Below are 22,752 nucleotides of genomic sequence, written 5' to 3' on the forward strand. Positions count from 1 at the left end.
GGGGAGGTCCTTTCGATCAGGATCAGGAGGGGGCGGGCGCTGCGGCGCGCCGCAGCACCAACGCTGTCACATCGTCGTGCGCGTCGTCTGCGAGAGCATGCAGACGCTCGAAGAGAGCGGGGTCGTCGTTGCTCCGCACCAGCTCGGCGAGACGGTCGAGCGCGTCGAGGCGCCCGCCGAAGACGTCGAGCAGGCCGTCGCTGCAGGAGAAGAGCGCGTCGCCGGGGGCGAGCACGCGCTGCTCCTCCTCCCAGGAGACGTCGGCGGCGATGCCGAGCGGGACGCCGGTGGAGGCGAGCCGCTCCGTGGTGCCGTCGGCGCGCAGCAGGAGGGTGAGGCCGTGGCCGCTGTCCACGAACGCGACGGCGCCGCTCGCGAGGTCGACCCGGGCGATCAGCGCGGTCGCGAACATCCCGGTCGCTGTCAGATCGGGCAGGAGCTGGCGGTTGACGGCCTCGACGGCTGCCGCGGGAGGGAGCTCCGGCCGCGCCTGGAACGCGGAGCGGATCGCGGAGGCGACGATCGCCGCCGACACCCCCTTGCCCATCACGTCGACCAGCTCGAGGGAGAGGTCGTCCCCGCTGCGACGCCACGCCGTGTAGTCGCCGGCGACGTCGTGCAGCGGCGTGGTCAGCGAGTCGAGGCTCCACTCGCCGAGGTCGAGGCGCTGGGGCCGGAGCCGCTCCTGCGTCTCGCTCGCGCGTCCGGAGAAGGCGATCTCGCGCAGCTCCCGCTCGGCCCACCGGCCGAGGTCCTCGAGGATCTCGCGCTCCTCCTCCGAGAAGCCGCGCACCTCGCTGTCGATGATGCAGATCGTGCCGACGCGGAGGCCGTCCCCCACGACGAGCGGGCGGCCCGCGTAGAAGCGCACGTGAGGGGATCCGGTGACGACTCCGCGGTCGGCGAACCGCGGATCGGCGGTGGCGTCCTCGACGACGAGGATGTCGCCCTGCTGGACCGTGACGTCGCACATCGAGTCGGCGCGCAGCATCCTGCTCGCCCGAGCCGAGCGCTGGGGCGACTTCGTGAACTGCGTCGACTCCTCGAGGATGTTGATCTCGGCGAGGGGGACGCGCAGGAGCCGGCGGGCGATGCGGGTGATCCTGTCGAAGCGCTCCTGGGGGGTGCTCAGGCCGATCCCGAGCTCGGCGATCGCGGCGAGGCGGGCGCGCTCGGTCGGCTCGCTCACGTGCGGGTCCGGGCGAGTTCCCAGAGGTTCTGCCCGTCGACACGGCGGTAGGAGAACTCGGTGACGAGGGCGTGGATGAACGGGATCCCGCGGCCTGCCTCGTCCCACTCGTCCGGCATGTCGCGGGGGTCGGCGACCTCGGCGGGCGCCTCCTCGGCGGAGTCGTTGAGCGAGGCGCGCAGCTCGGTCGCGTCGACGCGGATCTCGACCAGGCAGATGATGTGCCGGTACGACCGGGCGTGCTGGACGATGTTCGAGGTCAGCTCGACCAGCGCGGTCTCGAACGACATCCGGTCGACCGGCGCGACGCCCGGCTCCTCGAGCCACAGCTCCTCGAGCGCCTCGTGGACGGCGGTGACGCCGTCCTCGGGCGGCGTGCGCACGACGAAGGAGCGCTCAGGCACGGTAGGCCTCCTCGACGGTCTCGGCGCTCCCGAGCAGGCGGTCGAGGTTGGACAGGCCGAGCACCATGGCGGGCTGCTCGCCGGCGGCGGCCACGCGCAGCTCGCCGCCCGCCTTCCGCGCCTCCTTGAGTCCGGCGACGAGGACGCCGAGCCCGGACGAGTCGAGGAACTCGACGGCCGCCAGGTCGACGACCACGCGGACCTCTCCCGCCTCGAGCGCGCGCTGGAGGACCGCTTCGAGCTCCCACGCCGTGGACAGGTCGAGCCGGCCGACGGGGCGGATCACCACGATGTCGGGCTCGATCCGCTCGGTGCTGATCCTCGAGCTGGGCTCCATGGTGTCCTCCTGACGGGACGGCACGCGGTTCCGCAGGGCTCGGAGACGTGGTGAGGACGCGGTCGGGCGCGCGACCGAGGGGCTCCGGATCCGATGCGGGGGTGAATCGGGGAGTTCGTCCGCCTCCGACCGTACAAGGGAACGGGGCGCCCCGTGGGAGGCGTGACCGCATCCGCGCTGCGACACGCGGTGCGCGGCCCCGGGAGGAGGCTCCGCTCAGCCCCTCGCGGCGGCGAGAGCGTCGGCGGCGAGCCGCACGGAGGTGTCCCGGCCGGTCAGCCAGAGCGGCACGGAGCGGGCGCGGAGCCCCGCCGACTCGAGCGCCGGGACCGCGTCCGCGTCCTCCTCGCCGACAAGCCAGGCGTCGAGGAGGCCGCCCCCGCTCCGGGCTCCGTAGTGCCGGCCGACGGCCTCGGCGGAGGTCTCGACGCCGATCGCGGCGAGGCAGGCGTCGGCCATGCCGCGCACCACCGCGCCTCCGATGACGGGGGAGACGCCCACGACGGGTGCGGAGGTCCGGCGGAGGGCGTCCGCGATCCCGGGGACGCCGAGGATCGTGCCGATCGAGACGACGGGATTGGAGGGGGCGACGAGCACCGCGTCGGTGTCGGCGATCGCCTCCAGCACGCCCGGGGTGGGGCGGGCGCTCTCCACCCCCTGCTGGACGAACCGGCGGGCCGGCGCGGACGCGCGCAGCCGCACCCACCACTCCTCGAAGTGGAGGAGCCGCACGCCCTCGCCGGGGAGCTCGACCTCGACGTGGGTCTCGACGTCCTGGTCCGACATCGGCAGCAGGCGGACCCCCAGCGGCCAGCGGGCGGTGATCCGGGCGGTCGCCTCCGAGAGGGTGAGGCCGTCGCGCAGCATCGAGCTGCGGGCGATGTGGGTGCCGAGGTCGAGGTCGCCCAGGGTGAACCACGGCCAGCCGACGCCGAAGGCAGTGAGCTCGGCCGAGACCCGCTCGCTCTCGCCGGCCCGCCCCCAGCCGCGCTCCGTGTCGTTCACTCCGCCGAGCGCGTAGGTGATCGAGTCGAGGTCGGGGCAGACCTTGAGGCCGGTGAGCCACATGTCGTCGCCGGTGTTGACGACGACGGTGATCTCGCTCGCCTCGCCGCCGGCGGCCTCGAGATCGCGGAGGTGCTCGCGGACCGCCGAGGTGAAGCGGGCGCCGCCGACGCCTCCGGCCAGGATCGTGATGCGCATCCGCCCACGCTAGCGGCACGGACGGATTCCTCCCCCGGCGAGCCTTAATGCTGCGGATCCGCGCCGGAAACACCGGGGAAACGTCGAACCCCGACGATGAAGCCCTGTCCCCGGAGCCGGACGGTCCGTCATTGCCTTCGGGCCCGGCGGGGACCACAGTGGGTCCACGTCCCCGGCTCCGCACCGCCCGGCGGAGCACACCGGAGCCGTACAGGGACGCCCGAGCATGGAGGTACCGATGACCATCGTCCGCGCAGCGATCACCCAGACGACCTGGACCGGCGACAAGGAGTCGATGCTCGACAAGCACGAGCGGATGGCCCGGGACGCCGCAGCCGACGGCGCGCAGATCGTCTGCTTCCAGGAGCTGTTCTACGGCCCGTACTTCGGCATCACCCAGGACAAGAAGTACTACCGCTACGCCGAGCCCGCCGACGGGCCGATCGTGCAGCGCTTCGCGGCCCTCGCGAAGGAGCTGGGCGTGGTGATGATCCTCCCGATCTACGAGGAGGAGCAGACCGGCGTCTACTACAACACCGCGGTCGTGGTCGACGCCGACGGGACGATCCTCGGCAAGTACCGCAAGCACCACATCCCGCACCTGGACCGCTTCTGGGAGAAGTTCTACTTCCGGCCCGGGAACCTCGGCTACCCGGTCTTCGACACCGCCGTCGGCAAGGTCGGCGTCCACATCTGCTACGACCGCCACTTCCCGGAGGGCTGGCGGGAGCTGGGCCTGAACGGCGCCCACCTCGTCTTCAACCCCAACGCCACCAAGCCCGGCCTGTCGAACCGCCTCTGGGAGGTCGAGGGCCCGGCGGCCGCGGTGGCGAACGGCTACTTCGTGCTGCAGCCCAACCGCGTCGGCCGGGAGGACAACGAGTACGGCGACCTCGCGGTCGACTTCTACGGCACCAGCCAGATCATCGATCCGCGCGGGGAGTTCGTCGGCGAGCGGGGCTCGGGCGAGGCCGAGGAGATCCTGATCCGCGACCTCGAGATGGACATGGTGCAGGAGATGCGCGACGACTGGCAGTTCTACCGGGACCGCCGGCCGGAGTCGTACACCAGCATCCCGAAGCCGTGACCGCAGACCGAGACGGGGAAGACCGATGAAGACCCTCATCACCGGCGGGACGGTCGTCAACGCGACCGGCACCGGAGCCGCAGACGTCCTGATCGACGGCGAGACCATCGCCGCCGTCCTCGCCCCCGGCTCCACGCTGCTGGGCTTCGACCTGGCGGCCCACGTCGACCGGGTGATCGACGCGCGCGGCAAGTACGTCATCCCGGGCGGGATCGACGCGCACACGCACATGGAGATGCCGTTCGGCGGCACCTCCGCCTCGGACACCTTCGAGACCGGCACGCGCGCCGCGGCCTGGGGCGGCACGACGTCGATCGTCGACTTCGTGGTGCAGTACCCGGGCGAGAGCGTCGTCGACCGGTTCCAGGCGTGGCAGGAGAAGGCGGCCGGCAACTGCGCGATCGACTACGGCTTCCACCAGATCCTCTCGGACGTGCAGGACTCCTCGCTCGTCGCGATGGACGAGCTGATGCGCGAGGGGGTGACCAGCTTCAAGCTGTTCATGGCCTACAAGGGCGTGTTCCTCTCGGACGACGGGCAGATCCTCCGGGCGTTCCAGAAGGGCGCGGAGAACGGCGCGATGATGATGATGCACGCCGAGAACGGCGCCCTCATCGACGAACTGGTGAAGCAGACCCTCGCCGCCGGGAACACCGCGCCGTACTTCCACGGCACCTCTCGCCCCTGGCAGGCGGAGGAGGAGGCGACGCACCGGGCGATCATGATCGCCGACCTCACCGGCGCGCCGCTGTACGTGGTGCACGTCTCCGCGAAGCAGGCGGTGGAGCAGATCGCCCAGGCCCGCGACCGCGGCATGAACGTCTTCGGGGAGACCTGCCCGCAGTACCTCTACCTCTCGCTCGAGGAGCAGCTCGGCGCGCCGGGCTTCGAGGGCGCGAAGTGGGTGTGCTCCACGCCGCTGCGCTCGAAGGCGGAGGGGCATCAGCACCACATGTGGCAGTCGCTGCGCACCAACGACATCCAGATGGTCTCGACCGACCACTGCCCCTTCTGCATGAAGGGCCAGAAGGACATGGGGATCGGCGACTTCTCGAAGATCCCCAACGGCATCGGCTCGGTGGAGCACCGGATGGACCTGATGTACCAGGGCGTGGTGTCGGGGCAGATCTCCCTGCCGCGCTGGGTCGAGCTCACCTCGACCACCCCGGCGCGGATGTTCGGGATGTACGGGAGGAAGGGCGTCATCCAGCCCGGGGCCGACGGCGACGTCGTCGTCTACGACCCGAGCGGGCACACCTCGATCGGGATCGGCGAGGGCCGAAGCCACCACATGAACATGGACTACTCGGCCTGGGAGGGCTTCGAGATCGACGGCCACGTCGACACGGTGATCTCCCGCGGCAGGGTCGTCGTCGACGACGGCTCCTACGTCGGCACGAAGGGCGACGGGGCGTACATCCCGCGCGGTCTGAGCCAGTACCTGATCTGAGCCGGCACCCGATCCGAGCCAGCACCTGATCGAGCAGAAGGAACCCCATGGACTTCGGAGTCGTCCTCCAGACCAACCCGCCCGCCTCGCGCACCGTCGCGCTCGCCGTCCTCGCGGAGACGCACGGCTTCGACTACGCGTGGACCTTCGACTCGCACCTGCTCTGGCAGGAGCCCTACGTGATCTACTCGCAGATCCTCGAGAGGACGCACCGGATCACGGTCGGCCCGATGGTCACCAACCCCGCCACGCGCGACTGGACGGTCATCGCCTCGCTGCACGCGACGCTCAACGAGATGTACGGGAACCGCACGGTGTGCGGGATCGGACGCGGCGACTCGGCGGTGAGGGTGACCGGAGGAGCTCCGACGACGCTCAAGACGCTGCGGGAGTCGATCCACGTCATCCGCGAGCTCGCCAACAGCCGTCCGGTCGAGTACAACGGCCAGACGCTGCAGTTCCCGTGGAGCCGGGGCTCGTCCCTGGAGATGTGGGTGGCCGCCTACGGCCCGCTCGCCCTGAAGCTCGCGGGCGAGGTCGGCGACGGCTTCATCCTGCAGCTGGCCGACGTGGACATCGCGCGCTGGATGATCGGCGCCGTCAAGGAGGCGGCGGCGAACGCCGGCCGGGATCCCGAGTCGCTGCAGTTCTGCGTCGCGGCGCCGATGTACATCGGCACCGACCGGGAGCACATGCGCGACCAGTGCCGCTGGTTCGGCGGGATGGTCGGCAACCACGTGGCCGACATCGTGGGCCGCTACGGCGCCTCCGGAGCGGTGCCGCAGGCGCTGACGGACTACATCGCCGGGCGCGAGGGCTACGACTACAACGAGCACGGCCGCGCGGGCAACAGCCACACCGCCTTCGTGCCGGACGAGATCGTGGAGCGCTTCTGCGTGCTGGGCACGGCGGACGAGCACATCGAGAAGCTCCGGGCGCTCGCCGACATCGGCGTGACGCAGTTCGCGGGATACCTCCAGCACGACAACAAGGAGGAGACGCTGCGCGTGTACGGCGAGCGGGTCATTCCGGAGCTGCGCGAGCACATCGTGGCCCGCGCATGAGACCGGCCCTCGCGCGCGGGCTCGTGCTCGGCGCCGGCGGGCTCCTCCTGCTCGCGCTCGTGTGGGAGGGCTGGAAGGCGCTCGGGCCCGAGGCCGGGGTGGTCGTCGGAGGAGTCACGGTGCTCCCGCGCACGAGCGCCATCGCGATGCCCCACCTCTGGGAGATCGCGGCCCGGCTCGGCGAGCCGGTCACCGGAGCGCGGAACGCCCCGGCGCTCTGGTCGGCCGTCCTGGGGGCGAGCGCCTTCTCGCTCGGGATCGCCGCGGTCGGCTGGGTCGTCGGCACGGTCGTGGGGCTGCTCCTGGCTCTCCTGATGCAGCGGTTCCGCACGGCGGAGTCGGCGGTGCTGCCCTGGATCGTGCTGAGCCAGACGGTGCCCCTGATCGCGATCGCCCCACTGGTGCGGCGCTGGGGGTCGCAGCTCGAGCTCGGACCGGTGACCTGGGAGAACTGGATGTCGGTGGCCCTGATCGCCTCCTACCTCGCGTTCTTCCCCGTCTCGATCGGGGCGCTCCGCGGGCTCGGCTCGCCGACGGCCCACCAGGTCGAGCTGATGCACGTCTACGGCGTCGGCTGGTGGAAGACGCTGGTGCGCCTGAGGCTGCCGGCGAGCGTGCCCTACCTGCTGCCGGCCCTCCGGCTCGGAGCGGTCAGCGCCGTCGTCGGCACGATCGTCGCCGAGGTCTCGATCGGCCTGCGCGGCGGGATCGGCCGCATGATCATCGAGTTCGCCTCCGCTGCCGGAGGCGACCCCGCCAAGCCCTGGGCGCCGATCCTCGGGGCGGTGCTGGTGGGCCTCGCGGCCGCCGGCGCCGTCGCTCTGCTCGGCACCCTCCTCCGTCCGTACCGCCGAGGGGAGCAGCCCGCATGAGCCCTGCAGGATCCGCGGTCGTCGTCGACTCCGTCACGAGGACCTTCACCACCGCTCGCGCCGCGAGCGTCACGGCGCTCCAGGACGTCTCGCTCGAGGTGGCCGCGGGGGAGTTCGTCTCGCTGATCGGCCCGTCCGGCTGCGGCAAGTCGACGCTGCTGCGGCTGATCGCCGACCTCGACGAGCCGGACTCCGGCTCGATCGCCGTGTTCGGCAAGACGGCCCGGCAGGCGAGGCTCGACCAGGACTACGGGATCGCGTTCCAGCAGGCGGGCCTCCTGCCGTGGCGCACGATCCGGGCGAACATCGCCCTGCCGCTGGAGCTGCACGGCGTCGCCGCGACCGCCCGGCGCTCGCGCGTCGACGAGCTGCTGGCGCTGGTCGGGCTCGGCGACTTCGCCGACTCCTACCCTGACCAGCTCTCCGGTGGGATGCAGCAGCGCGTCGCCATCGCGCGGGCGCTCGCCGAGAGCCCGCGCCTGCTCCTCATGGACGAGCCGTTCGGGGCGCTCGACGAGATGACCCGCGAACGGATGCAGACGGAGCTGCTGCGGATCCGGCGCGAGACCGGCGCCGCCGTCGTCTTCGTCACCCACTCGATCCCGGAGGCGGTGTTCCTCTCGGACCGCGTCGTGGTGATGTCGCCGCGGCCGGGCAGGATCCGCGACGTCCTCCCGGTCGGACTCCCCGGAGCATCCGAGCGCGACGCGGCGGTCAGGGAGGACACGGCGTTCTTCCGCGACGTGAGCGCCGTGCGCGAGCTGCTGCACGGCGATCCCGCCGCCGTGCCGCGCGGAGTGGAGAACCGGTGAGCACGACCGCGCTGGCGCGCAGCGTGCTCGCGCCGCTCGTGCTCGGGATCGCCGCGGTCCTGCTCTGGCAGGCCGGGGTCACCGCTCTGGCGATCCAGCCGTTCGTGCTCCCGTCGCCGCTGGCGATCGGACAGGAGTTCGCCGCGAACCTCGGCTCCGTCGCCGAGGGCAGCGCGGTGACCGGCCGCAACGCGCTGGTCGGCCTGCTGGTCGGCGCGGTGCTGGCGGTCGTGGTCGCCGGGCTCTCGGCGCTCGCGCGGGTCTTCGACGGACTGGTCGCGCCGATCGTGGCCGCGGCCGCCGTCGTGCCGATCGTCGCCCTCGCTCCGGTGCTCTACACGATGTTCGGAGCGAACGCCGAGACCGCGAGGCAGCTCGTCGCGGCGCTCGCCGTGTTCGTGCCGGTGTACGTGACGACGCTGCGCGGGCTGCGGCAGGCCGCTCCGGTGCACCGCGACCTGCTGAAGGCCTACGCGGCGACCCCCTGGCAGACCGCCCGCACGATCACGCTGCCCGGAGCAGTGCCCTACGTCTTCACGGGGCTCCGCATCGCCTCTTCGCTCGCGGTGATCTCGGCGCTGGTCGCCGAGTACTTCGGCGGACCCGTGGGCGGGCTCGGCAAGTCGATCACCACGGCGGCCTCGGGCAGCGACTACGCGCTCGCCTACGCCTACGTCCTGGGCGCCGTGCTCGTCGGCCTCGCGTTCTACTGCGTGACGGCCGCGCTCGAGGCGTTCGCGCTGCGCCGCAGCCGGCTGCGCTGAGCGCGGCGCCGCGCGTCCCCGCACCCTCCTCGATCCTCCCGATTCCCGATTCCCGACTCCCGATTCCCGACTCCACCCGACGCACCATCCGCACCGCCCGCATCATCAGCGCCACCTGCACCACAGCACCACCTGCACCGCCGCACCACGGGGCGCGCCGCACCGGCGACCCCGCAGACCGCACCAGGAGGACCCGTGACCAGACGCACCCGCATCACCCTGACGACGACCGCCGCCTTCGCGGCCGTGGGCCTCGCGCTCACCGGCTGCAGCGCCTCCGGCGGCTCCGACCCGGGGTCGGACTCCGGCTCCGGCGGCCTCACGCCGGTCACCCTGCAGCTGCAGTGGGTGGCCCAGGCGCAGTTCGCCGGGTACTACGCCGCGCTCGACCAGGGCTACTACGAGGACGAAGGCCTCGACGTGACGATCGCCGAGGGAGGCGGCGACATCGTCCCTCAGGACGTGCTCGCCTCGGGCGACGCGGACTACGCCATCTCCTGGGTGCCCAAGGTCCTCGGCTCGATCGAGCAGGGGGCCGGGATCACCGACGTCGCGCAGATCTTCGAGCGCAGCGCCACCACGCAGATCTCCTTCAAGGACAAGGGGATCACCTTGCCCGCCGACCTCGCCGGGAAGAGCGTGGGCAGCTGGGGCTACGGCAACGAGTGGGAGCTGTTCGCCGGCATGCAGAAGGACGGCGTCTCCCTCGACGACATCTCGCTGGTGCAGCAGCAGTTCGACATGAACGGCTTCCTCGCGGGCGACATCGACGCGGCCCAGGCGATGACCTACAACGAGTACGCCCAGGTCCTGGAGACCGTGAATCCCGCCACAGGCGAGCTGTACCAGCCGGACGATCTGAACGTCATCAGCTGGAACGACGTGGGCACCGCGATGCTCCAGGACGCGATCTGGGCGGACGCGGGCAGGCTCGCCGACGACGACGCGTACGCCGAGCAGACGGTCGCCTTCATCAAGGCCTCGATCAAGGGCTGGATCTTCGCGAAGGACGATCCGCAGGCGGCGGCCGACATCGTCACCGCGGCCGGATCCACCCTCGGCACCAGCCACCAGCTCTGGATGACCAACGAGGTCAACAAGCTGATCTGGCCCTCGACGAGCGGCGTCGGGATGATCGACGAGGCCGCGTGGCAGCAGACGGTCGACATCGCGAAGGAGACGGAGAACGAGACGGGGGCGACGATCATCAGCGCGGACCCGCCCGCCACCGCCTACTCGAACGAGTACGTCGAGGAGGCGCTCGCGGAGCTCGCCGACGAGGGAGTGGACACGAGCGGTGCCGACTACGCGCCGATCGACGTGACGCTGGAGGCCGGCGGCGCCTGAGCCCGGACTCCGCCCCTCCCGGCTCCTCCCGGCCCCTCCCGCCCCGGAGGGGCCCGGGAGGGGTAGGCTGGATCCTCGTGACTACTTTCAAGAAGACGCCGTTCACCGTGAACGTGCGCGACCTCGTGAGGCGGCCGGGCGAGATGCGCGAGCACCGCCTCGAGCTCGAGGCGCCGGAGCAGTTCGGCGAGGGGATCGTCGCGGTCCGCAAGGGATCGGCCGTCGATCTCGACGTCCGGCTCGAGTCCGTGCACGAGGGGATTCTGGCCAGTGTCGAGGTGTCGGCGAGGGCCGACGGCGAGTGCAGCCGGTGCCTGACCGACATCTCCCTGCCTGTCGATGTCGAGTTCCAGGAACTTTTCGCGTACTCTTCTGACGAAGCTTTCGACTATGAGGTTCACGACGACCACGTGGATCTTGAACCTCTGGTCAGGGATGCGGTGGTTCTGTCGCTGCCGTTCCAGCCGGTCTGCCGGCCGGACTGTCCGGGCCTCGACCCCGTCACGGGGGAGCGGCTGGCCGATTCCTCCACGCCCGAACCCGAGGCGCCGCGCGACTCCCGGTGGGCCGCGCTCGCAGGGTTGAGCGAGGAGGACGGCGGGGCCGCAGCGCCCGGAGCTTCCACCGACAGAGCTTCCGCAGACAGCGGTGAGGGCGCGACCGCCCGCACCGAATCCGACTAGAGGTAGAGAAGAGAGAATCATGGCTGTTCCCAAGAGGAAGAAGTCCCGCGCGAACACCCACGCCCGTCGTTCGCAGTGGAAGGCCGAGGTCCCCACCCTCGTCAAGACCATCGAGAACGGCAAGGTCGTCTACAGCCTTCCCCACCGCGCCAAGGTCGTCGAGGACTCCGCGGGCACCGCGCTGTTCCTCGAGTACAAGGGCCGCAAGGTCGCCGACGTCTGATCCCGCTCCTGGTCCGCACGGCGCGGGGCGCACCGCCCCTCGACGAACGGACCGCGGTCCATGGTGAACCAGACCTCCGCACGACCCTCCAGCGACGACCGGTCGCGTCTGGAGGCCACGCTCGGCGTGAGCCTCGACGGTGAGCTCTTCGAGCTCGCCCTGACGCACCGGTCGTTCGCTTTCGAGCACGGCGGCATCCCGCACAACGAGCGCCTCGAGTTCCTCGGCGACTCGATCCTCGGGCAGGCCGTGACCGTCATGCTCTACACCCAGTACCCCGCCCTCAGCGAGGGCGACCTGGCCAAACGCCGGGCGAGCCTCGTCTCGACCGTCGCGCTCGCCGAGATCGCCCGCGGCATCGGCCTGGGCGAGTTCCTCCGCCTCGGACGCGGCGAGGAGCTGACCGGCGGCCGCGACAAGGCGTCGATCCTCGCCGACACCGTCGAGGCCATCATCGGCGCCGTCTACCTGGGTACCGGGCCCGACGCGGCCCGCGACCTGGTGCTGCGCCTGATCGCCCCTCTGCGGGCCGATCCGCTCCGCTTCGGCGTCTCGATGGACCCGAAGACGAGCCTCCAGGAGGCGGCCGCCGAGCGCGGTGCGCCGGCCCCGCGCTACGAGATCGCCGCCACCGGCCCCGACCACAACAAGGTGTTCGTCGCCACCGTGATCGTCGGCGGACTCGTCACCGCCCGCGGCGAGGGGACGAGCAAGAAGGCGGCCGAGATGGCCGCCGCGCTCGACGCGTGGACGCGTCTGGCGGCCCCCGGCGCACCCGTCGCTCCAGCGGTCTCGGACTGACCGTGCCCGAGCTGCCCGAGGTCGAGGTGGTGCGGGCGGGTCTCGCTCCCGCGGTCACCGGCTCCCTGGTGACCGGCGTCGAGATCGTCGACGAGCGCTCGCTGAAGCGGCACGTGCATCCGCACGGGACCTTCGAGCGCCTGCTCGTCGGGCGCCGGCTCGAAGCGGCGGTGCGGCGCGGGAAGTTCCTCTGGCTGCCCGCGGGCCGCGACGAAGCGCTGCTGGTGCACCTCGGCATGAGCGGTCAGGTGCTGCTGCGCACGGCGGATGCGGCGCTGCCGCGGCTGGCGCGCATCCGGATCGGGATCGAGCACCCCGAGCACGGCGAGCTCGCCCTGCACTTCGTCGACCAGCGGATCTTCGGCTCGATGGCGGTCGACGCTCTGGTGCTGACCCCGGACGGAGCGCCGGGCGGCTACGCGGGCGAGGAGGCCCGCGGAGGCGGCTGGCTGCGCGCCGTGCCCTCGCAGGTCGCGCACATCGCCCGCGATCCGCTCGACCCCTCCTTCGACCTGGGCTCGGTCGTCGCATCGCTGGCGAGGAGGAGCAGCGGGATCAAGCGGGCGCTGCTCGACCAGACGCTCGTGAGCGGCATCGGGAACATCTACGCGGACGAGTCGCTGTGGGCGGCGGAGCTGCACCCGGAGCGGCCGAGCTCGTCGCTCGGCGAGGCGCGCATCCGCCGCCTCTTCGCCGAGGTGCGCTCGGTGCTCGAACGGGCGCTGGCTGAGGGCGGCACCAGCTTCGATGCGCAGTACGTGAACGTGAACGGCGCCTCCGGCTACTTCTCGCACAGCCTGCACGCCTACGGGCAGACGGGGAAGCCCTGCGCCCGGTGCGGCGCGGCGATCGTGCGGGTGCCGTTCATGAACCGCTCCTCGCACCTCTGCCCGCACTGCCAGCAGCTGCCGCGCTGACGCGCCGGGAGGCGCCGCCTCAGGCGGCGGCGTCGGCGGGCGCCGGAGCGTACCGGGAGTGGACGACGAGCTCGCCCAGCAGCGTCGCGACGAGCGTGATGACGGCGGCGATCGCGAGGCCGAGCCAGAGCCCGACCAGCAGGGCGAGCGCGCCGACTCCGGCACCCGCGGCGATCAGGACGATCGCCGCCGCGCGGCGGAACCACGGCTGACCGGAACCACCCGCCAGGCGGGAGTCCGCAGCGAGGCCCGTGATCGTCGAGGTGACGACGACCGTCGTGACGTCCTTGACGGCGAGGTGGCGGGCGGTCGCGGCCTGGAGGCCCATCGCCCCGCCCAGCACGCCGGTGACGGTGAAGGCGAGCGGCTCGGGGTGCTCGGGCACGACCGCGAGCACGATCGCCAGGACGCCGAGCAGGATGCCGACCACCGCGAAGAGCCAGGTCGAGCGCGAGGTCCAGCCCTTCTTCACCGGGCGGAGCACCCGGCCGCCGATCACGGCGCCGATCATGAAGGCGCCCAGCGCGATCAGGGGCCCGACCACGGGCAGGTCGGCCGCGCCGGAGAGGGCCATGCCGAGGATGACGACGTTGCCGGTCATGTTGCCGGCGAAGACGCGGTCGAGCCCGAGGTACCCGACGGCGTCGATGATGCCGGTCGAGAAGGTGAGGGCGAGCATCAGGCCGAGGGTCGCGCCCTCGGAGCGGGTGCGCAGGCGTCGGAGCACAGGAGTCCTGTCGTCGGGGGCGGGTCTGGAGAATCGTGGCACACGCGTGCACATGCTCGAAACACGGCGCGGTTAGGGTCGGACGGCGCGGACGGGCCGCGCGGGAGGCGGACGCGCATGCGGTGGACGGAGTGGGCGGTGCAGCCCGGTGAGGGAGTGCCGCCGGGGGTGGACTACCTGCCGGCCGAGCCGGGTTCGGTGCTGTGGGGGCGCCTGCCGTGCGCGGCGGACGCCCCCGTGCTCACCGTCGACTCGGGGGCCGAGGTCGTCATCGACACGCTCAGCCACGAGGGCGTGCTGGAGGATCAGGGCCGCGATCCGGTCGCCTTCTTCGGCCGCCACGGAGTCGCTCCGGAGGGGGTGCTGCGCGACGCGGTCGCGCTCGCCGCGGACGGGCCGTTCCGCGACGGCGAGACGGACGGGCCGCACGTGGTCACGGGGCCGATCGCCGTCCGGGGAGCGCTGCCGGGGGACCTGCTCCGGATGACCCTCCTCGAGGCCGAGCCGCGCGTGCCGTACGGAGTCGTCTCGAACCGGCACGGCCGCGGGGCGCTGCCGGGCGAGTACCCGCTGCAGGAGGGGCCGTTCAGCGTCTTCGCGCGCGTCGACGAGGACGCGCAGGGCGGTCTCCGCGGCGTGATCCCGCTGGTGCCGGGAGGAGAGCGGGCCGCCCGGTTCCCGCTCCGGCCGTTCCTCGGGATCATGGGCGTCGCCGTCGCAGGGGAGGAGCGCCCGCACTCCGTGCCGCCCGGTGCGCACGGGGGCAACATCGACATCGCACTGCTGACCGCCGGAACCAGCCTCTACCTTCCCGTGCAGGTCCCGGGCGCGCTCGCGTACGTCGGCGATCCCCACTTCGCGCAGGGCGACGGCGAGGTGGCGCTGACGGCGATGGAGGCGAGCCTGCGCGTCCGGGTGCGCCTGGAGGTCGTCCCGCGTGCCGAGGCGATCGCGGCGTTCGGGGAGCTGCTCGGGCCGATGGGGGAGACCGGCGAGTTCCTCGTGCCCACCGGGATGGACGAGGACCTGGACGTCGCCGTGCAGAAGTGCGTCCGCGCGGCCATCGCGCTGCTGGCGGCCCGCTACGGGATGGACCCGGCTCACGCCTACGCCTACCTCAGCGCGGCGACCGACTTCGACATCTCGCAGGTCGTCGACCTGGTGAAGGGCGTGCACGCCCGCGTCCGGACGGCCGACTTCGATGACTGACCCGCGGGTGACGACGCTCGAGGGTGACCTGCCGGACGGGCTGGTGGACGCGGTTCTGGCGTACGAGGCGGCGCTCGGGGCTGACGACGTCGCGGCGCTCGCCGACGCGTTCGTGGACGCGCCGACGACGCTCCGGGGCGACGCCTCCGGACTGCTCGTCGGCCACGCGGTCATCACCGGCTTCCGGGGTCGTCGCGGCGGGGCGCCGGTGCGGGAGCTGGTCGAGCTGCACGTGCGGGCGGTCGATGCGGACACGGCGCTCGTGGTCAGCGTGAACGCTCCGGCCCGTGGCGGGCGCGGGCTCGTCACGCAGCTGTGGTCGCGCGAGGGCGGGACCTGGAGGGTGCGCGCCGCGCAGGTGCAGGCGCCCTCGCCCGCGCTGGACCCCCGTGTCTGGCGGGCCGTCGGCGCGCCGCTCGTGCCGGCCGCCGGCTCCGGGACCCTCGACGGACTGGACGTCGCGGTCAAGGACCTCTTCGCGATCGAGGGCCAGCGGATCGGCGCGGGAGTGCCGGCCCGCCTCGCTTCCGCGCCGATCGAGGCGGCGACCGCTCCGGCCGTCGCGCAGCTGCTCGCAGCGGGAGCGTCGGTGCGCGGGATCGCTCAGACCGATGAGTTCGCCTACAGCATCGCCGGCCGGAACTCCGGCTACGGGACGCCGCCCAATCCGGCCGTGCCCGGAGCGATCCCGGGCGGATCGTCGAGCGGACCGGCGACCGCCGTGTCGCTCGGGCAGGCAGCCGTCGGGCTGGCGACCGACACCGCGGGATCGATCCGGGTACCCGCCTCCTACCAGGGCCTGTGGGGGCTGAGGACGACCCACGGTGCAGTGCCCGTCGAGGGGCTGCTGCCGCTGGCGCCGAGCTTCGACACCGTCGGGTGGCTGACGCGGGACCTCGGCACGCTGAGGCGGGTGGCCGAGGTCTGCCTGCCGTCCGGCCCGCCGGTGCGGAGTCTCGCGGTGGCGCCGGCACTGCTGGGCGGAGTGGACGCGGCCGTCCGGGCGGCGTTCGGATCGGCCGTCGGGAGGATGAGCACCGAGGAGGTCGAGCTGCCCCCCGTGGCGGAGATGCTCGAGGCGTTCCGGCTCGTGCAGGCGGCGGAGGCGTGGCGGTCGAGCGGCTCGTGGGTCGCGGCGCATCCGGGAGTGCTGGCGGCGGACGTGCAGGCGCGCTTCGACGCGGCCTCGCTCGTCGACGAGCAGACGGAGGCGGCCGCACGGGCGCGGGTCGCGGGGTTCCGGGAGGCGCTCGACCGTGCGCTCGAGGGGCGGGTGCTCCTCCTGCCGTCGACGTCGTCGGTGGCGCCGGCCCTCGATGCGTCGGCCGAGGCGATCGACGCGGCGCGGACGGCGACGCTCGGCCTGACCTGTGTCGCCGGGATCGGCGGGTATCCGGCGCTGTCGGTGCCGCGATTGAGTGTCGGCGGCGCTCCGGTGGGGCTCTGCCTGGTGGGACCGCGGGGGTCGGATCTCGCGCTGCTGGAGCTGGCCGGCACGCTCTGAGGGGGGCCACGCCCGGAGCTCGTTCTCTCCCTCGTCGTGAATCGAGGCGGAAGCCGTGACCCGCTCTCCCGCTCGCCGCCTCTCCCTCTCCCTCTCCCTCTCCCTCTCCCTCTCTCTTTCTCTCTCCCTCCGTCCCTCCGTCCCTCCGTCCCTCCGTCCCTCCGTCCCTCCGTCCCTCCGTCGCTCCGTCGCTCCGTCCCTCGTCGTGGATCCGAGGCGGAAGCTGCGCCGTCGTGGCCGAGTCGCTGCGCTGACCGCTGTCCTCGAGTGCGATCTCAGCGGTGAGCAGGGGCGCCGAGCCCGGAGGGTGGAACGAGCCCGGGTGCAGCGAGTGCGGGCTCGGTGGACCGGTTCGTCGGCGGGCGCGTCGGACGACCGTCTTCCACGGCTCGGCCCTCGGCTGAGACAGGCCGGTGGATCGGACCCGCGCGGCGCGAGCGGGCGTGCACGAGCACGCCCGCTGGAGCACGCGCTGGAGCATGCCCGCAGGAGCGCGGCTCCTTCCGCCGTCAGAACGGGGGCGGCGCATCGCTGAAGCTCGGCCTGCGCTGCGGCGGGGCTGGCGGCGCGGGCGGATCGGGTGGACGGGTGACCACGCGGCGGCCCGTGGGGGTGGTCCAGTCGGCCGATCCGTCGGGGTGGAGCGTGTAGGTCCAGCGGTCGCCGTGGCGGACGTGGTGGTGGGCGACGCAGAGCGACGCCAGGTTGTCGAGGGCGGTGGCGCCTCCGTGACGCCACTCGAGCGTGTGGTCGGCCTCGGCGGTCGCCGCGGGCCGGGTGCAGCCGGGGAAGCGGCATGTCCGGTCGCGCAGCTGGAGGGCGAGGCGCATCCGCGGGGGAGGGAGGCGGTGCGTGCGTCCGACGGAGACCACGGCGCCCGTGCTCGGATGGGTGAGCACCGGGGTGACGGCCGAGTCGGCTCCGAGGAGCTCGCGCGCGACGCCGGCCGGGATGAGGCCGTAGCCGTCCAGTTCCGCGGGGGTCTCGTCCTGCCCGGCCGCGGTGCTCGCGGCGAGGGTCAGACGCACCTCGGCCCGGATGCCGCGAGCGGACGTGCGCGGACGCTCGTCGCCCGGCGCCGTGCCGGACACGTCGCCGTCGCAGAGCAGGTCGACCAGGGCGTCGGCCCGCAGCTGCGCGAGCGTGCGCTCCTCCGCTGCACCGCTCCCGTCGCGGAGGGCGCGGGCGATCCGGTCGAGCCGCGCGAGCGCACCGAACGCTGCCGGAGCGGGGAGGGTCGCGCAGAGCGTGGCCATGCCGTCCTGCTCGGGCGAGACCCGGACCGACCGGTCCTCCCGAGCGCGGGCGTGCCGGTCGGCCAGAGGACTCTCGAGGAGCTCGTCCCGCAGCCGGGCGAGGCGTCGCCGCAGCTGGGTCGGCGTCATCGAGGCGGCCAGTCCCGCGGCCCGCTCGTCGAACTCCGGGAGGGAGGCCGGCGGCAGGGTGGCCGCGACTATGCAGATGATCTGCCCCGCCTCCCAGCGCGACCGCGCCTCGGCCAGCGCGGCGCGCGTGCAGGGCAGGTGGTCGACCAGCAGGCGGGCGTGCTCGAGCTCGCGCGCGGCCACACGCTCGGACACGGCGAGCGCGACGGCGAGCTCGGCACGGACGGAGCGCTCCACGAGGTTGCGCGACTCGGCGGGAGACCCGCCGCGCGCGAACGCCTCCGGGCGACGCAGAGCAGCCGTGTACGCCTCGTGCAGCGCCTCGGCGGAGGCGAGGTGGAGCGGAGCCGCCGAGCGGGCGAGCAGCGCCGCGCGGTCGCCGAGGGCGCGGACCTCCTCGAGTCCCTGCCGCATCCCATCCGCCATACCCGTATTGAACCAGTGACCACCGACACGCGGGCCGCAGGTGCGTCCGATCGGGAGAACCCGCTCGCCGGACGGCCCTGTGGAGGAGGCTCGCCGCACCAGCGGACGTCGAGCCGGCTCCGATCAACCGGATCAGGACGATCCGCACAGGACCGACGTCGCCGTCAGCAGGACCACGAGGACGCCGATGACGACGAGGAGAGCTCCGCCCGCGGCCGTCAGGAACGGCGACTGCCCCGAAGGCCGGGCCCGTTGCCCGTGCTTCCGCAGCTGATCTCGGGCCCGCGCAGAGATCCGCTCGCTCTGAGTGATGAACACCACACCGAAGATGATCGCGATCGACGCCTAGGTGAGGGCGACGATCCGGTCCTCGATCACCGTCCGGAGGCCCTTCCCTCCATCACGGCCCTCCTGCCGACCAGCGTCTCGCGACCCTCCCCGACGACCCCCGCCACACCGCGAAACACCGGCGAAACGTCCGTCGCATAGGCTCTGCGGGTGAAACGACTGTTTCTCTCCCGCTCGTGAAGAGGTGGCCCATGACCGCGCCCGCACCGTTCCTCCCCGTCGATCCGCCGCCGCGCCTGCTGATGGGGCCGGGCCCGATCAACGCGGATCCGCGCGTCCTGCGTGCGATGTCGGCGCAGCTGGTCGGGCAGTACGACCCGTTCATGACGGCGACGATGACGGAGACACAGGAGCTGTACCGGCAGGTGTTCCGCACCCGCAACGAGAAGACGATGCTCGTCGACGGCACGAGCCGTGCGGGCATCGAGGCGGCGCTGGTCTCGATGCTGGAGCCGGGCGACCGCGTGCTCGTGCCGGTCTTCGGGCGGTTCGGGCACCTCCTCCGGGAGATCGCGGAGCGCTGCGGCGCGGAGGTGCACGTGATCGAGGCCGAGTGGGGGCAGGTCTTCCCCGTCTCGGCGATCGCCGAGGCCCTGGCCCGGGTGAAGCCGAAGATGCTGGCCGTGGTCCACGGCGACACGTCGACCACCATGGCGCAGCCGCTGGAGGAGCTCGGCGCCCTCTGCGAGAAGCACGGCGCCCTCTTCTACACCGACGTCACCGCCTCCCTCGCGGGCAACGCCTTCGCGACCGACGAGCTCGGGCTCGACGCGGTCACCGCGGGGCTCCAGAAGTGCCTGGGCGGCCCGTCCGGATCGGCTCCCGTCACCTTCTCGGAGAAGGCCGTCGCGGTGATCGAGTCGCGCAGGAGCATCGAGGCGGGGATCCGCGACGAGGGCGACACTGTCAGCGCCCGCCGCGTCCGCTCCAACTACTTCGACCTCGGCATGATCTTCGACTACTGGGGGCCGCGCCGACTCAACCACCACACCGAGGCGACCACGATGCTCTACGGCGCGCGCGAGTGCGCCCGCATCGTCGTCGAGGAGGGCCTGGACGAGACGGTCGCCCGCCACGCGCTGCACGGGTCGGCGATGCTCGCCGGAGTCCGCGGCCTCGATCTCGAGGTGTTCGGCGACGTCGGGCACAAGATGACGAACGTCGTCGCGGTGCGCATCCCGCAGGGCGTGAACGGTGATGCGGTGCGCGGGGAGATGCTCGCCGACTTCGGCATCGAGATCGGCACGTCCTTCGGGCCGCTGCACGGGAAGGTCTGGCGCATCGGCACGATGGGCTACAACGCCCGGACGGACGCGGTGCTGACCACCCTGGCGGCGCTGGAGGCGGTGCTGCGCCGCGCGGGCGCCTCCGTGCCGGTGGGCGGCGGAGTCGCGGGGGCCTACGAGGTCTACGGGGCGGCACGCGCATGACCGGCACCACCACGGACCCCGCCACCACGGACCCCGCCACCACGACCGCGCCCCCCGCCGCCACCGCCGCCCCCGCCCTCGACGCCGCCGCGATCATGGCCCGCTGCGACGAGCTCGCCGCGGTCTCCTCCAGCCGCGACGGCATCGAGCGGGTCTACCTCTCGCCCGAGCACGCCCGGGTGAACGCGATGGCCGCGCGCTGGATGACCGAGGCCGGCATGCGCACCTGGCAGGACGCGGCCGGCAACCAGTGCGGCCGCTACGAGGGCGCGACTCCGGGACTCCCGGCGCTCCTGCTCGGCTCGCACCTCGACACGGTGCCCGACGCGGGCCGCTACGACGGGATCCTCGGCGTGATGCTCGCGATCGCCGTGGTGTCGCGCCTGCACGGGGCGGGCCGGCGCCTGCCGTTCGCCGTCGAGGTCGTCGCGTTCGGCGACGAGGAGGGCACCCGCTTCGGCACAGCGCTCCTCGGCTCCCGCGCCCTCGCCGGCACCTGGGACGAGCACTGGTGGGAGCTCGAGGACGCCGACGGGACGACGCTCGTCGAGGCGTTCCACGAGTTCGGGCTGGACCCCTCGCGCATCCGCACCGCCGCGCGCGACGCGCAGGACGTCCTCGCCTACCTCGAGGCGCACATCGAGCAGGGCCCCTACCTGGAGGAGGCGGACCGCGCCCTCGCCGTGGTCTCCTCGATCGCGGGCGCCCGCCGCTTCGCACTCACCCTCACCGGCAAGGCCGGGCACGCGGGCGGAGTTCCGCTCGACCGCCGCCGCGACGCGCTCACCGGAGCGGCCGAGGCCGTGCTCGCGGTGGAGCGCATCGCGCGGGAGCAGGGCGTGATCGCCACGGTCGGCCGGCTCGAGACCTTCCCGGGCGCGGTCAACGTCATCCCCGGCCGGGTCGAGTTCAGCCTCGACCTCCGCGCCGAGACCGACGCCCAGCGCGACGCGGCGTGGGACGCCATCGAGCACGCGATGTCGGAGTCGGCGTCGCGCCGCCGGCTCGCACTGACGGTGGAGGAGACCCATTCGGCCCCCGCGGTCGTCGCCTCCTCTCGGCTGCAGGACGTCGTGCGGGCGGGCATCCGCGCGACCGGGGACGCGGAGCCGATGGTGCTGTTCTCCAAGGCCGGCCACGACGCGATGGCGGTCGCCGACCTCGCCGAGTACGCGATGCTCTTCCTCCGCTGCGAGGGCGGCGTCAGCCACCACCCGGACGAGAACGTGACCGAGGCCGACGTCGCGACCGCGCTCGACGCGTTCGAGGCGGCCGTGCTGGCGCTCGCCGACGGGACGCAGACCGCGTGACCCCCGCCCCGGCCCCCTCGACGAGCATCGGTCACCGCATCGATGCCGGCTACGCCGCGCTGTCGCGGCAGGAGCAGCGGGCGGCCGACTTCATCCTCGACCACCTCGGCGACCTGGCCGTCTACACGGCGACCGAGCTCGCCCAGCACAGCGGAGTGTCCAAGGCCACGGTCTCGCGGCTGTTCCGCCGCCTGGGGTTCTCGAACTCGCAGGAGGTGCGCGAGCACGCCCGGGCGCTGCGGTCCTCCGGTGTGCCGGTCGGTCCCGCGCAGGGACAGGGGGATCCGCTCGCCGCGCACCTCGAGAGCGAGCGGGCGAACCTGGCCCGGCTGGCCGCCGCGCTCGGCGACGGGCGGCTGGAGGAGGCGGTGCGGCTGATCGCGGGAGCGCGCGAGGTCGTCGTGATCGGACTGCGCAACAGCTACCCGGTGGCGCTGCACCTGCGCCAGCAGCTCGCGCAGGCGCGCGGACGCGTCCGGATCGCCCCGCAGCCCGGCCAGTCGCTCGGTGAGGAGCTCGAGGGGCTCGGAGCCGAGGACGTCGTGGTGCTGGTCGGCTTCCGCCGCCGCCCCGCCTCCTTCGCGGCCCTGATCGGGACGCTCGCCGCGCGCGAGGTGCCCGTGGTGCTCCTCGCGGATCCGCCCGCCCGGCGCTACGCGGAGCACGCGGCGGTCTGGCTGGAGTGCCCGGTCGACAGCGGCACAGCGCTGGACAGCTACGCGGCGGCGATGAGCGCGGTCGCGCTCGTGGCCTCCGGAGTGCTCGGGGCGTCGCCGAGAAAGTCGCGCGAGCGGATCGCCGGGATCAGCACGGCCTACGCGGAGCTCGCCGAGCTGGAGGACCGGCCGTGAGCGAGGCGGCGGAGCTGATCCGCGCGCACGCCAAGGACCCCGTCGGGCAGGCCGACCCGGCCCCGGCCCTCGGCCGGGCCGAGCTGATCACCCCCACCTGCGGCGACCGGATCGAGCTGCGCGTCGACGGCGGCGTCGAGCAGGTGCGCCTCGCCTGGAGCGGGCGGGGGTGCGAGGTCTCGCGGGGATCCGCGTCGCTGCTCGTGGACGGTCTCGACGGGCTGCCGGCGTCGGACATGCGGGAGCGGATCGACGCGTTCCTCGCGGCGATGGCGCACCGGGAGGGTGCACTCGCCGGCGAGGAGCAGGCGCTGCTCGCGGTGGCGGGCAACCCCGTCCGCTCCGTCTGCGCGACGCTGGCCTGGCGGGCGCTGGCCGCCGCCCTCGACGACGCAGGCCTGGCGTGAAC

At 73.0% G+C, this 22,752-nt stretch carries 23 protein-coding genes; 17 read left to right on the forward strand and 6 right to left on the reverse strand.

Annotation, left to right across the window (positions count from 1 at the left end):
• Positions 1-22 precede the first annotated feature (22 nt).
• The 4 genes from C5C57_RS09120 to cofD form a co-directional block, all read right to left on the reverse strand.
• Entirely contained in the window at positions 23-1,189 is a 1,167-nt protein-coding gene (locus C5C57_RS09120) for a PP2C family protein-serine/threonine phosphatase (protein WP_181027187.1), read from the reverse strand.
• A complete protein-coding gene (locus tag C5C57_RS09125) occupies positions 1,186-1,593 on the reverse strand; it encodes an ATP-binding protein (protein WP_104247525.1) in 408 nt (135 codons plus the stop codon). Before C5C57_RS09125 ends, C5C57_RS09120 begins: the two co-directional genes overlap by 4 nt.
• Positions 1,586-1,930 (reverse strand): STAS domain-containing protein, encoded by a 345-nt coding sequence (locus C5C57_RS09130; RefSeq protein WP_104223474.1) that lies wholly within the window; start codon positions 1,928-1,930, stop codon positions 1,586-1,588. The genes C5C57_RS09125 and C5C57_RS09130 overlap by 8 nt, the downstream gene beginning before the upstream one ends.
• Positions 1,931-2,146: 216 nt before the next feature.
• On the reverse strand, positions 2,147-3,133 hold the full coding sequence (gene cofD / locus C5C57_RS09135; protein WP_104247526.1) for a 2-phospho-L-lactate transferase: 987 nt from the start codon (positions 3,131-3,133) through the stop codon (positions 2,147-2,149).
• 238 nt (positions 3,134-3,371) lie between these two features.
• On the opposite strand from cofD, the gene C5C57_RS09140 reads away from it, so the two are divergent.
• The 11 genes from C5C57_RS09140 to mutM all read left to right on the forward strand — a co-directional run bounded on the left by C5C57_RS09140 (position 3,372) and on the right by mutM (position 13,153).
• Positions 3,372-4,220, forward strand: coding sequence for a nitrilase-related carbon-nitrogen hydrolase (locus C5C57_RS09140; protein ID WP_104238196.1), 849 nt, complete (start codon positions 3,372-3,374; stop codon positions 4,218-4,220).
• Between the two features lie 25 nt (positions 4,221-4,245).
• Complete coding sequence (hydA, locus tag C5C57_RS09145) at positions 4,246-5,670, forward strand: dihydropyrimidinase (protein WP_104223477.1); 1,425 nt, start codon at positions 4,246-4,248, stop codon at positions 5,668-5,670.
• Positions 5,671-5,717: 47 nt separating this feature from the next.
• Positions 5,718-6,734: a TIGR03842 family LLM class F420-dependent oxidoreductase gene (locus C5C57_RS09150; protein ID WP_104238194.1), complete on the forward strand. Its 1,017-nt coding sequence runs from the start codon at positions 5,718-5,720 to the stop codon at positions 6,732-6,734.
• The gene (locus C5C57_RS09155; protein WP_104223479.1) at positions 6,731-7,606 is read left to right on the forward strand and encodes an ABC transporter permease; all 876 of its coding nucleotides are present in this window, start codon (positions 6,731-6,733) and stop codon (positions 7,604-7,606) included. Before C5C57_RS09150 ends, C5C57_RS09155 begins: the two co-directional genes overlap by 4 nt.
• Positions 7,603-8,418, forward strand: coding sequence for an ABC transporter ATP-binding protein (locus C5C57_RS09160; RefSeq protein ID WP_104226661.1), 816 nt, complete (start codon positions 7,603-7,605; stop codon positions 8,416-8,418). The genes C5C57_RS09155 and C5C57_RS09160 overlap by 4 nt, the downstream gene beginning before the upstream one ends.
• Positions 8,415-9,182: an ABC transporter permease gene (locus tag C5C57_RS09165; RefSeq protein WP_104226660.1), complete on the forward strand. Its 768-nt coding sequence runs from the start codon at positions 8,415-8,417 to the stop codon at positions 9,180-9,182. Before C5C57_RS09160 ends, C5C57_RS09165 begins: the two co-directional genes overlap by 4 nt.
• 195 nt (positions 9,183-9,377) lie before the next feature.
• Complete coding sequence (locus C5C57_RS09170) at positions 9,378-10,529, forward strand: ABC transporter substrate-binding protein (protein WP_258072739.1); 1,152 nt, start codon at positions 9,378-9,380, stop codon at positions 10,527-10,529.
• 143 nt (positions 10,530-10,672) lie between these two features.
• Positions 10,673-11,212 carry a DUF177 domain-containing protein gene (locus tag C5C57_RS09175; RefSeq protein ID WP_104247536.1) on the forward strand — a complete coding sequence of 180 codons (540 nt, stop codon included), beginning with the start codon at positions 10,673-10,675 and terminating at the stop codon, positions 11,210-11,212.
• A 19-nt stretch (positions 11,213-11,231) separates the two neighbouring features.
• Positions 11,232-11,435, forward strand: coding sequence for a 50S ribosomal protein L32 (rpmF, locus tag C5C57_RS09180; protein ID WP_104223482.1), 204 nt, complete (start codon positions 11,232-11,234; stop codon positions 11,433-11,435).
• A gap of 60 nt (positions 11,436-11,495) precedes the next feature.
• Entirely contained in the window at positions 11,496-12,236 is a 741-nt protein-coding gene (gene rnc / locus C5C57_RS09185) for a ribonuclease III (protein ID WP_104297531.1), read from the forward strand.
• A gap of 2 nt (positions 12,237-12,238) precedes the next feature.
• Positions 12,239-13,153 (forward strand): bifunctional DNA-formamidopyrimidine glycosylase/DNA-(apurinic or apyrimidinic site) lyase, encoded by a 915-nt coding sequence (gene mutM, locus C5C57_RS09190; RefSeq protein WP_104247528.1) that lies wholly within the window; start codon positions 12,239-12,241, stop codon positions 13,151-13,153.
• Between the two features lie 19 nt (positions 13,154-13,172).
• Here mutM and C5C57_RS09195 read toward each other — a convergent pair whose 3' ends face one another.
• Positions 13,173-13,880, reverse strand: a complete 708-nt coding sequence (locus tag C5C57_RS09195) for a YoaK family protein (RefSeq protein ID WP_308470800.1) — start codon at positions 13,878-13,880, stop codon at positions 13,173-13,175.
• A 117-nt stretch (positions 13,881-13,997) separates the two neighbouring features.
• Here C5C57_RS09195 and C5C57_RS09200 point away from each other — a divergent pair, with 117 nt between their 5' ends.
• Both C5C57_RS09200 and C5C57_RS09205 read left to right on the forward strand, forming a co-directional pair.
• Positions 13,998-15,089 carry an acetamidase/formamidase family protein gene (locus C5C57_RS09200; protein ID WP_104247529.1) on the forward strand — a complete coding sequence of 364 codons (1,092 nt, stop codon included), beginning with the start codon at positions 13,998-14,000 and terminating at the stop codon, positions 15,087-15,089.
• The gene (locus tag C5C57_RS09205; protein WP_104247530.1) at positions 15,082-16,593 is read left to right on the forward strand and encodes an AtzH-like domain-containing protein; all 1,512 of its coding nucleotides are present in this window, start codon (positions 15,082-15,084) and stop codon (positions 16,591-16,593) included. The genes C5C57_RS09200 and C5C57_RS09205 overlap by 8 nt, the downstream gene beginning before the upstream one ends.
• Before the next feature lie 509 nt (positions 16,594-17,102).
• Here C5C57_RS09205 and C5C57_RS09210 read toward each other — a convergent pair.
• Positions 17,103-18,392, reverse strand: a complete 1,290-nt coding sequence (locus C5C57_RS09210; RefSeq protein WP_181069144.1) for an HNH endonuclease signature motif containing protein — start codon at positions 18,390-18,392, stop codon at positions 17,103-17,105.
• 551 nt (positions 18,393-18,943) lie between these two features.
• On the opposite strand from C5C57_RS09210, the gene C5C57_RS09220 reads away from it, so the two are divergent.
• From C5C57_RS09220 to C5C57_RS09235, 4 genes are read left to right on the forward strand one after another with little or no spacing between them, the layout of a single operon-like run.
• Positions 18,944-20,182: an alanine--glyoxylate aminotransferase family protein gene (locus C5C57_RS09220; RefSeq protein ID WP_244229434.1), complete on the forward strand. Its 1,239-nt coding sequence runs from the start codon at positions 18,944-18,946 to the stop codon at positions 20,180-20,182.
• Positions 20,179-21,492, forward strand: coding sequence for an allantoate amidohydrolase (locus tag C5C57_RS09225; protein WP_104297533.1), 1,314 nt, complete (start codon positions 20,179-20,181; stop codon positions 21,490-21,492). Before C5C57_RS09220 ends, C5C57_RS09225 begins: the two co-directional genes overlap by 4 nt.
• Positions 21,489-22,343, forward strand: coding sequence for a MurR/RpiR family transcriptional regulator (locus C5C57_RS09230; protein ID WP_258072466.1), 855 nt, complete (start codon positions 21,489-21,491; stop codon positions 22,341-22,343). The genes C5C57_RS09225 and C5C57_RS09230 overlap by 4 nt, the downstream gene beginning before the upstream one ends.
• The gene (locus C5C57_RS09235; protein ID WP_104248254.1) at positions 22,340-22,750 is read left to right on the forward strand and encodes an iron-sulfur cluster assembly scaffold protein; all 411 of its coding nucleotides are present in this window, start codon (positions 22,340-22,342) and stop codon (positions 22,748-22,750) included. Before C5C57_RS09230 ends, C5C57_RS09235 begins: the two co-directional genes overlap by 4 nt.
• Positions 22,751-22,752 lie beyond the last annotated feature (2 nt).

Origin of the sequence: Rathayibacter sp. AY1C5 (genome assembly GCF_002931705.1) — a bacterium.
GTDB lineage: Bacteria > Actinomycetota > Actinomycetes > Actinomycetales > Microbacteriaceae > Rathayibacter.